We start from the raw sequence: 14,085 nt of genomic DNA, 5'->3' as shown, positions 1-14,085 counted from the left end.
TTTTTCTATTCTTTATTACATCACAGCCTCATCAAGCAAATAATTATTTATTTATAAGTAAGTGATAATAATATATTTGTGTGAATTAAGCATGTATGAATTTCATAGTAAGATAACATATGCGTTTTTATATGCGTATGAACTTGTATACACTAAAATTTAGCTTTTAAGGAGGTTCTACCTGCTTGTTTATATAACAAATCGCGTAAAAAAACGACTTCTGTTATTTATATAATCGATATCAGCACCCCTCTGATATTTCTTTCAGCGAATAATATCCACAGCTAATTGAAAAGGATAGGTTTAGTTTCCCCAGCTGTAAATATATATGCCATACGGTACAATCATACTTCCGTAAAAAAATATCCTTACATAGCATTACCAGAAATTGGCTGACTATTGTTTATTCATATATGTATTAGGAATGCCTGTTCCGGTACATAGCCAGGCATTTGAATAATCTTTTCTCGTGTTGAACAATTTCCTTTACTATCAACAATCATATCTACAGAAAATAATATTTGACATTGATACTGTTAATAGATCACTCCGTCTCCAATACGGAGCATCAACACGATGGGGATACTGGGGTTGTTGAGGATATCTTTCTAAATATATTGAACGGCTAATTTTGGTTATTCTACAGCTGTCAAAAATTTATAAAACATCCTTCTAAATGTGTGTCTTTGTTTTTATAATTATTTATTTGCAAACCCCAGTTTGCCAAGCGCTGCATTCACTTCGGGCGCTTTGCCAAACAGATTCCATAATAAACCTGTGCGGTAATTTTCTATCATCACAATAATCGGCCCCTGGTCTATGGCCAGAAATGAATCTGCAAACCAGGGATCGTGCAGGGAGAATGCATCCACAAAACCGTATTCTTTAAACAACTTATCGCCCAGCACGTAATAATAAAAATGCAATGCAGCCATAGACTGTTGGGGAGTGTAAGGAAATGAAGACAGCGCAGCAGTTGGCGCTATATATCCGCGGTCATTGGCAGGCGAACTGGCAGTATAACCGCCATTGATATCGCTGGCAGAAAGCCCCCAGACCGAATCGCTGTAGCCGTAAAACTTTTTAGGATTTTCAACACAATAGCTGTAATTGATCAATGCATGATTGGTTGTCTGCGTAGCATAGTTTGCATATTTATCTACGAGATTTTTTGGATTAAGCCCGAGGAAAGAATAATGCGAAAAGAATAATGGGCCGCCAAAGTTTTCCCCCAAGGGAAGTACATAATTATAAAAGCTTCTTCCGTTTTGCATACCACCATTCCTTGCCCATCCTTCATCATACACAGTTTTCGGAATGCTGAAGTTTTTAGAAGATGCCGCCAGCAAATAGGTGATCAGTGATTCGTTCCAACCCTGGATTTTGTGGTTCATCGCCCACCCTTTATCCGCGCTCCAATGCCAGTAAAGCACCTGCTGGTTATTTTGCCTGAACCAGTTCCACTCCACCCTGTCGCATATGGCGTTGATGTCGGCGCGCAGCGTTGTTTCTGCCGGTGCATTTTCTTTAAAATATTCTCTTACGGCAATCAATCCCTGAATCAGAAAAGACGTTTCCACCAAATCTGCTCCGTTGTCGTTGGCGCTAAAAGCTATTGTTTCTCCGGTATTTCCGTTGAACCAGTGCGGATAAGCGCCATGAAATGTTTGTGCTTTATTTTTTAAGAATGCAATAATTTTTTGCAGCCGTTCCAATCCATCGTTGCGTGTAATGAAATTTCTCTCTATACCCACAATCATTGCCATCAGCCCGAAGCCGGAGCCACCGCTGGTAACAAGGTCCCCCGAAGTATTTCTTTCTCTTGCCAGACCGGAAACCGGATGGCCAAAATCCCAGAAGTACTTAAAAGTTTGCTGCTGCACTTTGGTCAGCAATTCGTCATCTGAAATTTTAGAAAATTTTCGTGCAGAGTCAATCGAGGTGGTAAATGTTCTGCAGAAGTCTGTGGAAAGTGGCCCGCCCGATTTATTTTTTAAATTTCTTGAAATACTAAATGTATATTTTGTAAGATAATTTAATGCAGACGTATGCAGCACCAATTCATCGTCATTTCCGGATAATGTGGCAGTAAAATTTACATGATTACCCGCAGCATCTTTCAAACTTATATTTTCATTGACAGATGATGCTGCTACAGGCTGTGAAAATTTCAATACAATAGAAGGCTTCACATATACGCCTTTCAGATCATTATCAAAGGTTGTACTGTTCACTTTATAGCTCAGCAGATTGGTGATCTTTGGTTGCGGAGGGTTTACTACTGGCTCAGTCCCCGATTTATTACAGGCGCTACAAAATAATACAAAAGCAAGAATTACATAAGAAAACTTATAATATCTCATAAGGAGACTGTTGATATATGTAAATAAACAACAATAAATAATACCGTTACTATTTATTGTAGAAGTACTGTCTGAATACTCCTTGGTAAAATCTGGACTTTGGCAGCTTGGCCTTCTATCCATAAATTGTAAGCGTAGGAGTTTAGTCCTTGATTCATAACTACAACAGCAAGTTTGCCGTCTGTATTAAGAAAAGCTGTAGTTAAAAGATCGGTACGATTTGTGGAAGCACTGACTCTTTTCGCGCCCGGCCTGATAAATTTTGAAAAATGGCCGATATAATAATATGCATTTGTAAAAATGAGCTTTCCTGAATGAGTATTCGCATGCACAGGTGCAAAACAAAAATTACCTACGTGATTAGGTCCCCCCTTTTCATCTAATAAAATATTCCAATCAGTCCAAGCTGTAGTTCCGGCATTAAAATCATTAATCATAGACATGCCATATCTTTCGCCGAGTGACCAATTATTAACACTATCCAAAGAAAACTTCTCTTTACAACCTTCAGTAAAAATCAGATGCTTATCAGGAAATGCCTCTGCTGTTCTGCGCAAGTTGTCAAACATCATTTCACTGCCCGTCCACGTTTCATACCAATGAAAGCCTATTCCCCATACGTATTTTGCCACCTCCGGGTCTTTTAATGTAGTACTTGCACGCTGATAAATAAGATCGCGATTGTGGTCCCAGATGATGAGTTTTTTCTCGCGCATACCTGCTTTATACAGTGCCGGCCCTAAAGCTTCTTTAATAAATTTGGCTTCCTCTTCTGCTGTATAGATACAGCTTTCCCAGGTTTGTGTGGCCATAGGTTCATTTTGAACGCTTAATCCCCATATAGGTATACTTTCATTTTCCAATTCTTTTATGTATTTTACATAATATTGAGCCCATGAAAGATAAAACTCTTCTTTTAGTCTTCCGCCTTTTAGCATACTGTTATTATCTTTCATCCATGCAGGAGGACTCCAAGGGCTTATGTACATTAAGAGTTTTCCGCCCGCAGCATGGATAGCTTCCTTTATTAACGGTATCTTGTATTTTCTATCCTGGTCAATATTAAAGGTATTAAGTGCTTTATCATTATCCATGACATATGTATAGCTATAGCTTGAAAAATCACAGCTATTCATATTGGTTCTTCCTAATGTATAGCCAATCCCCTCGGTAGTGTCGAAATAAGCTTTCAACAAGCTTTGTCTTTGTGATTCAGGGAGTTTATAGTAGGTTTCAGCCGATGCGTCTGTAAAAGCTCCTCCTATACCTATGAAGGTTTGAAATGTTTTTGTGGGATCAATAAATACACAGACATCTGTCTCCTTTGGCTGTTGCATTTCACCGAACATTAAATTACTATGCGTGTTAGTAAGACGATATGTTGTTGTTTCAGCTGTACTAAATATACTAGCCGTTTTTTTATTTAATTTAAAGTCAAAATTTGGTTTTGTGGTGTAATGTATTTTTTTATTAACACTAGCAACAGAACAAGCTTGTAGAATAAAAATTAAAATTGTAAAGTATAGAAATTTTTTCATTTGATTTTTTTAATATTTGATGCTGCCCAGCGGTGATAATTTATGACATAATTTATCACCAAATGATTGTCATCACTGTTTTACCATCTATAGTGACCGGAGCCCATTTGCCTTTATCTTTTATATTGAAGGAGTACGGCGTATTACCTTCGTTTAAAGCTATCATTACTTTTTTATCTCCGGGAGTAAGAAAAGTAACGTTCATTATTGCTCCCGCATTATTACTGTGTATACGCAATGAACCGGGTGTCACAAATTTTGAAGCGTGCGCAATAATATAATAAGATACATTTCTGGTGATTTCAGAGTTATTTATGGTTAATGCACCTTTACATTGAGTACACCCACCAGGGGTATGCGGGCCGTAAGTAGGATCATTCGCCAGATTCCACTCTAAGGCAATCTTGCTGTGATTACGCATAGTTCCTATAATCACATTTCTTATATGCCATACGAGGTCTCCTTCAAAAGTACCGGTGGAACCTGTCCATTGCTCCGTAAAATATAAATTCTTATTAGGAAAAGCTTGATACAATGTTCCCATGGCCTCAACGTTGCCTGCATACAAGTGGAAAGCAGCACCATCAACATATTTCGTTGCCTCCGGATCGCCGTAGATAAGTGTTGGATAATTAATATTGTCAAGATTATGATCGTAAATAATAATTTTTGCAACAATACCGTTTGATTTAAATACTGGACCTAAAGCATGTTTAATAAAATCTCTCTGTTGCTCTGCAGTCATGAGCATGCTTGGATTGTTACCCGGATGTAAAGGTTCATTTTGCGGGGCTACAGCATCAATATTGATTCCTTCTGACTTCATTGCCTGTATATACTTGACAAAATAAGTAGCATACGAATGGTAATATTCAGGTTTAAGGCTTCCGCCTACACTACTATTATTATCTTTCATCCATGCAGGAGGACTCCACGGAGTTGCAATGATTTTTATATTTGGGTTAATTGCCAAAATGCTTTTTAAAACCGGTATGAGATTCACTTTATCGGGAGCTATACTGAATTTTTTTTGATTTATATCTGTTTCACCTTCGGGCAAATCATTATAGCTAAAAACTCTCTCATCGAGATCTGACGCACCCATACTGAGGCGAAGGTAGGTTATACCGATATTGGTTCCTGTATTGTCAAATAGTTCCTTAAGTAGATGGTTTTTTGCAGTTGGGCTCATTTTATTAATAAGCATGGCACTACCTCCAGTTAAGGTGTAGCCAAAACCATCTACAGACTGATATGTTTTAGTATCGTCAACATCTATAGTTGGTAACTTATTAACTAACGTAGTAAATAAAATAGGCTTATCAAGTTTTTGAAAAAGCACTGATTTATCCGCTTTTGTAATCCAAATAGTTGCTTGATCTGTAGCAGGTGACGGTGTTGGATTTATATTTCCTCCGCCTTCCTTATTGCATTTCGCAGATAATCCCAAAATAAATATACTTACTATATTAAAGAATAAATAGGACTTTTTCATTTGTATTATTTAATATACCCTTTTATCAATTCTATCTGTCAAGTTAAATTACGTTAGAATATTGGTTAGCAAACAAAAAATTATAACAAAGTACACTTTTATTATTTCTTACCTTTGTATAGTTCTGCTATTTCTTCCTCACTCAATGCCTTACCATAAAGCCTAAACTGGTCCATACCACCTTGCCATTCTTCACCCCAGTCGGTAGTTTTTCCTAAAAGTCTTAGGCCCGTAACTTTATCTGAATTTATTTCAAGCTTACCATGATTATTCCATAATCTTGTTTTATATAAAACTCCGTCTTTGTATAATGAAAATGTGGAGTTAGTTTCATTATAAGTAAATACAAGATGATGCCAGGCGTTATTCAACAGCCCTGGTATTTTGTCGTTTCCAGTAAATTCAAACCAGTTTTCACCTTTTTTATCAAGAATAAAAAACTTCAATACAGCCCCATCTACAGTAGTACCTGCGCCCTTGTGATCAATAAGTGCGAACATTGTTGCGTTAGACCAGTGGCCAACTGTTGTGGGAACACTAAATAAAAACAGAGATTCCTTTTCAGGTATGATATTAGTTTTAATCCATAGAGATATAGAAAAACTTGAACTATGGACAAAGCCATTGGTAGAAGCGTAATTAATATATTTTCCTTTTTCTCCCTCAACAGCTTTTCTACTTACACCATCAATACTTTTTAAAGGATTTGTACTAGGAAAATTTGCCATGATACTATCTACTGCATTCAACAAGGAATCTTTTGTAATACCGTCAAATGCAACATAAAATTTTAGAGGCCCTCCCGGAGCACTTACATCTTTCGGGTAGTCTCCTAAAGCCGGCCGTTCCATTTTTTGACAGCCTGACCATAAGCTTGCTGCCATTATTATAATAACTATTTTATAAAGATTTTTCATTTTTTTCCATTTTAATTGTAATAAATAAATTATCCGAGCTTTTTATTATGGATACTCAGGATTTTGTTTAAGAACATGCACTCCATTTACTTTATCAGACTGATCGATTATAGGTTGTGGCAAAGGTAAATATCTATTGCGATGAGTATACCCTAATGGCCCCAGCACCGTTACAGCATCACCCCAACGCACCAGGTCAAAAAATCTTTCACCTTCCATAGCAAATTCAATTCTTCTTTCATATTTAATGGCTGTTCTCATTTGCAGCTGATTTTGAAAAGTAATTTTAGGCAATACACCTGGCTGACTTTCTCTGGCACGTGCACGAACCATTTCAAGATATTCTTCTGCCATTGCGCCGTTGCCAGTTTCATTAGCAGCCTCAGCCGCCATGAGAATAACATCGGCATAACGTAAAATACGTTGATTGTAGCCTCCGTTTCCGTGTAAATCGTTGGTGGCAGCCTGCACAGCAGGGTCAGCGTATACTTTTTTATTCCAATATGGACGGGGAAGTACAGAAGGGTAAGGAGGGAGTGTTCGACCATAACCTCCATATTGAGGGTCATCACTTTGACCAGAGAATAGTATAGTTCTTCGCTTTCTTGGATCGCTTTGCTCATATGAATCAACTAAGTTTTGGGTTGGCGTATTCCAGCCCCAACCCATATTCCAGCCGGATGCATCACTACCCCGCACGCCTTGGGCAGTAGCGAACAAACTGTATTGGTCAGGTACACCACCAGGGCCCTTATACGCTTGTATCTCAAATATTGATTCCGGTCCGTTTTCACCGGCATCCTGGAAAATTCTAGAATAATTTGATTCCAAAGCATACTGTCCCGATGCAATTATTTGTTGACATAAACTGAGAGCTTCTGACCATCGTTGACGATAAAGCAATGCTTTGGCATATAATGTTTTCGCTGCGCCACTCGTTAGCCTTCCTGGAAAACGACTAATTCCTGCTGCGTTATTCCAATTTAATGGCAAATGCTGGATGGAATATTGCAGGTCTCCATCAATTAGCGCATAGATTTCCGGAACTGTAGATTTTGCTAAACTGTTGACTTGAGCAGCATTTCTTACGGGAAAATCTACTTTTCTTACTTCTCCATATGTACGTACAAGATCAAAGTAGGCTAATGCTCTAAAAAACCTTGCTTCGCCGATATTTATCAAAGAAGCAGGATCAGTCAATTTTAAAGAATCGGCTGTTTGTAATATTACATTAGCAACATCTATCATTTGATATTTACGCTCATAATAAATATTAGTACTCCAATGATCTTTGGAATATTGATATTGGTCATAAATCACTGCCCAGTCAGCTCCATCAGCATCACTACTTCCCTTCATGGCATCATCATCTCTGAAACTATGGATAGCTAACCAAGGTATGTGCCCCCATGCAGCACCACCTAAATCGGGATTGCGAATACCACCATATAAACCATATATTTGACCTTCCAATCCACCCTGATTAAGATCTTCCATAGTTGCTCTAAGCGGCTGACGGTCAAGTAATTTTTTACAACTGATATTTCCCATAACAAATGGTATCAACATCAGAAGTATGCTCCATATAAATATTTTGTTATTATTCATGATTATTAATTTAAAGTTGTTAAAACGTTACATTTAAACCTGCAGTAAACACTAATGGAACCGGTCCATTGCCCCAATCTACTCCAAAGTAAGTAGGATCTCCACCAAATTCCGGCGTATATCCTGTATTTTGCTTAAATGTTTTAAGATTCTGTACATTAGCAAATATTCTTAAACTTTTTATATATACTTTCTGAATAGTATTAGGATTGAAGTTGTATCCTAATTGAACATTTCTGATACGCAAATAACTGCCATCTTCAATTCCATAGGTAGAAGGCAGGCGGTTAATAGCGAATTTATCTCCCAATCTTGGTGTCCAGTTAGAAGTCCCTTCACCGTGCCATCTGCTCAATTTATCAGTAGAATAATTATATCTCGAATAAGGCAATTCTGAACGCCCCCACACGCGATAAACCTCTGCACCATATGAGCCATTAAAGTCAATTCCTAAATCGAATCCTTTATATTGTGTACTTAATGAAATACCGTAAATAAAATCTGGTGTAGGGTTACCAATCATGGTTCTGTCCTCAGTATTAATAATTCCATCGCCGTTCAGATCTTTGTATTTTAAGTCGCCTGGCCCATATTCATATCCAACTACCTTAGGTGATGCTAATTTATCAGCATAGCTTTGATAGATGCCTTCAACTACATATCCGTAAAAATATCCTATAGGGAATCCAACTTCCGTTTGGTTAGGTGAAGATTCAGATGCAGGTAAGAACGTACCAAATTTGGTAACTTTATTATTGAAAGTTGTCATGTTAGCACTTGCGCTGAATGTCCAGTCATTTTTAATGCGTTGATTCCAACTTAATGATAATTCCCAGCCACGATTGGTAAGGCTACCAAAGTTACCTAAAGTTCTTTTTGGCCCATTCCATAAAAACAATAATACATCTCTTGTTTCTTTATCATAATAGTTAATTTCTCCGCTCAATTTGTTATCTAAGAATCTAAATTCCAACCCGAACTCTCTACCTAAAACTGTTTCCCATTTAAGATTAGGATCTACCTCGTAAGTCTTTACATATGATGGAAAAACATTATTCCCAAACACCGCAGTGTTACCTGATGCCAGGGTAGGGAACCATGGATAATCTATACCGTAAGAGTTTTGGTTGCCCAATACACCGATTGAACCTTTAAGTTTCAAGAAATTGATAAAAGTATAGTTCTTCATAAAGTCTTCTTTTGATATTTCCCACGCCATACCTACAGCCCAGAAATTTTGTCCACGTGTTTTAGGATTATATATTACAGAAGACACATCTCTTCTTAAAGAAGCATTGAGGTAATATTTATTTCTATAATTATAAATACCTCTTAATAGTCCTGAGGTAGTAAATGTTTGTCTCTGATAAGAACTTGATTGCGAAGTTGCATTATCTTCAAAGCCATTGGTTAAATACCAAAATCTAGGATCATTAGGTATTGGATCTCCGGTCTGGCTTTGTTTCACAGAACCATATTGATGCGTTTCTTCTAACCAATAAGTAGTAAACCCAGCTGTAGCCATCAAATTGTGGTCGCTAAAACGTTTACTATAGCTAAGAATATAGTCCTGCTGGTATTTTGACCACCTAGCTTCTTCAGAACTTACAGCAGTCACTCTGTTAACCAGGTATCCGCTTTGTGTCACAGGATCGTATTCAGCTGTTAAAGGTGTATAATTCCTTGATTCTACAAAACTCAGATCTCCGTAAAAAGCTGTTCTTAAAGTAAAATCTTTAAGGAAAGATAATTCAGCAAATACATTACCTACTAATCTATTTTCTCTCCCAATATAAGCGTCCCAATTAGATTCTCTTGCTACCAGCGGGTTCGCCAAAGTATTCTGAATGGATGGTACAGCATAATATAAATTATAGGTAGCGCTGTCAGCTCCATAAATTTTCATTCTGTAAGGAAATGTTCCTGCCTCGATGATTGGCGCTAATCTTCTTGCATTTTCCAGCACGTATGTACCATCATTCGGAGAGTAGGTACGTGTACCGTTTACAGAAAAACCCACTTTTAAAAAGTTAGAAAGCTTGTATTCATCGCTTAGATTCAACAGTATTTTCTGCATTTTCTCTCTGATAATGATACCTTCATCGATTTGATATCCCACGCCCATATAAAATTTATTTTTTTCACTACCAGCAGAAACACTAATATTATTTTGTGTAAAGTGACCGGTTTGCGTTACAGCATTTATCCAGTCTGTATTACCAGTCCAAGGAGTATAATCAAAGGGTGTTGTAGCTCCAATATTAACTTTTTCTTCTTCGTACAGCATTTTAAAATCATCAGCGTTAGTGAGTACAGAAATTTTATCTACTAATTTTTTAACACCATAATTTGTATTAAAATTTACGGTAACTCTTCCCATCTTTCCTCTTTTGGTGGTCACTGCAATTACACCAGATGCACCACGAACTCCAAAAATCGCTAATGAAGAAGGATCTTTTAAAATTTCTATGGATTCAATATCATTAGGATTAATGAAGTCAATATTGTCATTGAATACACCATCAACAACATAAAGTGGTCGTATTGAACCGACGCTCACCGTACCTCTAATTCTTATGTCCGGCGCTTTGCCTGGTGTGCCGTATGGCGTCACGCTTAAGCCAGCAACCTTCCCCTGCAAGCTTGCCACAGGATTGGTGTTTGGCTTATCGGCTATTTCCTCACCGCTTATTTTTACAATGGAGCCCGTCAAATCTCTTCTGTTTGCCACACCATAACCAATCACCACTACCTCGCTGCCGGCTGCCTGAGCTGCCGACTGCATAAGTTGAATGCTGATGTCTGTATCGTTGCCCAATGTAAATGTTGAGCGATCATAACCCAGGCTGGTGATCTCCAACATCGTACCTGATGCAGCACGAATAGTAAAATAGCCTGCTGTATCGGTTGTAGTGCCATTGGCCTGGCTGGCACGCACTACTGCGCCGGGTATGCCATTACCCGTTTCAACATCAGTAACCCGGCCACGGTATGTTTGCTGTGCAAATAACAGCGCCGGCAATAAAAAAAGTAAAAATAAAATGCTGTGCTTCCTTTTCATATTAAATGAATTTTTGCTTTTAAATAGAAATATTCTATAAATCTCTACCCAAATTTAAAAGTAAATGTTAATATATATTAGAAAAACAGTTAAAAATAAATACGTCTACAATACATCAAACCATTAATTTCGACATATATTAATACATCATAACCATCTCATGGTTATTCTATTAAAAAAGTAATTTCTTGAGAATCAATGCAATTTAAAAATATAGAAGCAGGCTAATTAACGTTTGGAAAATTAATGATCAGAATTTCATCATAAAATCATTTAAATTCGCTTCACTGTCCAGATTTAGCTTTTTCCTAAGACGGTAACGCTTGATTTCAACGCCGCGTGTGGAGATATTTATAAGCGGTGCAATTTCTTTGGATGAGAGATTCATACGTAAATAAGCAGCAAGTTTCAGATCCTGCGGTGTTAATTGCGGGTAAGCTATCAGCAGCCGGTTAAAAAAATCTTCATGTACTTTACTGAATCCGTTTTCAAAGAGGCTGCGTTCTTCCTGGTCGTCTGAAATGTAGCGGTCTAATTGCCGGGAAAGTTTTTGTATCTGGTAATGCGATTTTTCATCTGTACCTTCTGCCTTTAGCTTGTTAAGTTCTGTTTTTAACTTCTGCAACGCTTTCTTGTTTTTTATCAGCTTCATAGCTGATTTGGCTACATCTTCACTCTTAATGATCACTTCACGCTCCAGTTCTTTCTGGTGCTGAAGCAGGGTAAGGTGTTCTACTTTTCTTTTTTCTTCCTGCAACTTGCGTTCATGCTGCAAGCGCATGTACTCATTTTGCCGCTTTACTCTCCAGTTTACATAATAATATATGCCGTAAGCAATCAATAACAGCAACAGGATGTAAATAATAACAGCTACCACCGAAGTATACCAGGGATTAAGAATAGTAAACCTGTAATCCACAATTTTGTCTGACTGGTTTGACTGTACTTTCAAAGAATACTGTCCGGGCAGCAGGTTGTTCACTTCTCTTTCTGATGATTTTGTCCAGCTGCTCCATAGAGTATCATCTGCATTGCGGGTAAGTGAATAGCGAAAAAGCACATCCCTGTCAAAGACCGGGTGGGCAGCCACAATCTGGAGGGTATTGTTTTTGTAAGAGACCTTTGATCCCGGCGGATCCTCAACAGCAGGGGTATGGCCTTTACCGGTAAAACGTATCTGCCTGATGAAAAGCGTGGTTTCATTTACATCGCCTTTATAATAATTCCTGTCGTAAATCACAAATCCCTCCTCGCCGCAAATGAAATACAGATTATCTTTCAGCTGTAAAATGTTTTCATAGTTATTTACCAGTGAAAAATTTGCCTGTACCCAGGAGATTTTCTCAAGCTGGTTGCCCTGCGCTTTATTTACCAAAGCAAGAGTGTTGTTACCAAGTACATACCATAGATTATGGGTATTACCAATTACTTTATTGGCATAAAAATTACTTCCCAGCTGACTTTTAATCCTTTCACTCAATATAAATTTATTTTGCCGGCTGTCATACTCAAAGATGCCTTGGGAAGAAGCAAGGTATACATTCCCTTCCAGGGAAAAAAGTGAATACCTTGCATCATGTTTATCACTGTTCTCAATCTCTACCTGGCGTAAAGACGCTGTGGTAAGGGAGTCTGATAGTTGTAATACATAAATACCGGCATTGGCATGCTCTATCCAGAGATTTTTGTTTTGTTGTATAATTTTTCTGGACGGTATAAAACCGGTTGAATCCAACAGCCTGTAAAACGCCCACCCTTTGCCTCCATAATTGTATAGCGCCGGCCCGATGTAAGAGCCCTGTACTAAGTAATTGGGATATGCAGCCAGCTTTTGCAGGTTCCAGCCGCCGGGGACATCTGAAATTTTATAAATGTTGCTTCCTTCAATGCGGTAGGTAGCATTATTGTTGCCGCAGATAAGCTCGTTGTCTATAAAAGAAAGGTCCCACACCTGTTCATTGATGCCGTTAACTTTTGTGATGGCTGATAATGTAAACGGGTTATAGCTGTTTACTTTAGTATGAAACAGGCCCTGGTTGGAGCCAATGTACAAATTATCGTTGATCAGGCTGGCTGTATAAATAGCGCCAATGTTGCCATGCACATCTTTAAAGAACTGCAGGCCTGAATTGATCACAATTTCGTCAATACCTTTGTCCAGGCCTGCCCACAGGTTGCCCATTCGGTCCTTAAACAAATTCAGGACTGTGTTGTTTTGCAAACCGTTGCTGCGGTTGATGTGGTGCTGTATATTGCCTTGTGCATCGCAGATGATAATACCGTTGCGTATAGTGCCGAATGCATATCTGTTATCATCTATGCGGAGGCCTGCATTCAGATCATTGGATTGTATAAAATGGCCGGCCGGTGTATTCCAGGGAGTAAATTTTACACCATCATATACATAAAAACCGCTTTTTACAGTGCCGATCAACAGCGTATTATTGATGAACGGTACAATGCTGATCACTTTAAGCCCGTTGAACAGCTCACTTCCTGATATTTTGGAAATGGAATTATCCCTGTTAATGATATAAATACCATGATCCAGCACCTGTATGTAATCTTTTCCGCGGATGGAAAAGAGATACATTATATTTCCCGGCAGCTCTATTTGGGTTATCCTGTCATCTTTATACCGGTATAGTTTAGAGAAAGACTGGAACAGAATCCCATCACTCTGGGTATTTATTTTCCATATCTCTTCTTTGGCAAAATTTTGCTGGGGAACCAGCTTGCTCAGAGAATGGTATACCAGTGGTCCCCTGTCTTTTTGTTGCCAATAACCAAATTCACCATAAGCACCGGTGTAAATCCTGTTGTTTGCATCTGCGGCTACTGCCCTAACAATGGGGTTGCCGGGTAATTTATAGGTTGTCCACTGGCTGCCGTCAAAGCTCAGCAGGCCATTGTTGTTGGCTACGTATATTAAACCATTATTATCCTGCGATAATGACCAGTTCTGGCTGTGGGCATTGTAGCTTTGTTTGGTAAAATTTACTACCTGGGGTGTGCTGTTAAATCCATACTGGCCCAATACGGATATGCTTAAGCACAGCAGGCCAGGCATTAATAAAAGAAAGCATCTTTTTTTAAATTGCAT

7 protein-coding genes are annotated in these 14,085 nt (G+C 38.2%); all 7 read right to left on the bottom strand.

All coding sequences use genetic code 11. The annotated features are described in order from the left end of the window. Positions 1–698 precede the first annotated feature (698 nt). Positions 699–2,363 (bottom strand): glucoamylase family protein, encoded by a 1,665-nt coding sequence (locus OD355_RS04425; protein ID WP_263037246.1) that lies wholly within the window; start codon positions 2,361–2,363, stop codon positions 699–701. 53 nt (positions 2,364–2,416) lie between these two features. Further along, positions 2,417–3,901, bottom strand: a complete 1,485-nt coding sequence (locus OD355_RS04420; protein ID WP_263037245.1) for a glycoside hydrolase family 30 protein — start codon at positions 3,899–3,901, stop codon at positions 2,417–2,419. Between the two features lie 55 nt (positions 3,902–3,956). Then, positions 3,957–5,396, bottom strand: coding sequence for a glycoside hydrolase family 30 protein (locus tag OD355_RS04415; RefSeq protein ID WP_263037244.1), 1,440 nt, complete (start codon positions 5,394–5,396; stop codon positions 3,957–3,959). Between the two features lie 101 nt (positions 5,397–5,497). Beyond that, entirely contained in the window at positions 5,498–6,313 is an 816-nt protein-coding gene (locus OD355_RS04410) for a LamG domain-containing protein (RefSeq protein WP_263037243.1), read from the bottom strand. Between the two features lie 45 nt (positions 6,314–6,358). Continuing rightward, positions 6,359–7,921, bottom strand: coding sequence for a RagB/SusD family nutrient uptake outer membrane protein (locus tag OD355_RS04405; RefSeq protein WP_263037242.1), 1,563 nt, complete (start codon positions 7,919–7,921; stop codon positions 6,359–6,361). Between the two features lie 19 nt (positions 7,922–7,940). Continuing rightward, complete coding sequence (locus OD355_RS04400; protein WP_263037241.1) at positions 7,941–10,982, bottom strand: SusC/RagA family TonB-linked outer membrane protein; 3,042 nt, start codon at positions 10,980–10,982, stop codon at positions 7,941–7,943. Positions 10,983–11,232: 250 nt separating this feature from the next. Next, positions 11,233–14,085, bottom strand: coding sequence for a helix-turn-helix and ligand-binding sensor domain-containing protein (locus OD355_RS04395; protein WP_263037240.1), 2,853 nt, complete (start codon positions 14,083–14,085; stop codon positions 11,233–11,235).

The organism is Haoranjiania flava (assembly GCF_025631005.1).
Taxonomy (GTDB): Bacteria; Bacteroidota; Bacteroidia; order Chitinophagales; family Chitinophagaceae; genus Haoranjiania; species Haoranjiania flava.
This window is presented reverse-complemented; position numbering and strand designations above follow the sequence as displayed.

Excerpts from the sequence above, each read along its gene's own strand:
- OD355_RS04425 (WP_263037246.1), bottom strand. The coding sequence starts at position 2,363 with ATGAGATATTATAAGTTTTCTTATGTAATTCTTGCTTTTGTATTATTT.
- OD355_RS04420 (WP_263037245.1), bottom strand. The coding sequence starts at position 3,901 with ATGAAAAAATTTCTATACTTTACAATTTTAATTTTTATTCTACAAGCT.
- OD355_RS04415 (WP_263037244.1), bottom strand. The coding sequence starts at position 5,396 with ATGAAAAAGTCCTATTTATTCTTTAATATAGTAAGTATATTTATTTTG.
- OD355_RS04410 (WP_263037243.1), bottom strand. The coding sequence starts at position 6,313 with ATGAAAAATCTTTATAAAATAGTTATTATAATAATGGCAGCAAGCTTA.
- OD355_RS04405 (WP_263037242.1), bottom strand. The coding sequence starts at position 7,921 with ATGAATAATAACAAAATATTTATATGGAGCATACTTCTGATGTTGATA.
- OD355_RS04400 (WP_263037241.1), bottom strand. The coding sequence starts at position 10,982 with ATGAAAAGGAAGCACAGCATTTTATTTTTACTTTTTTTATTGCCGGCG.
- OD355_RS04395 (WP_263037240.1), bottom strand. The coding sequence starts at position 14,085 with ATGCAATTTAAAAAAAGATGCTTTCTTTTATTAATGCCTGGCCTGCTG.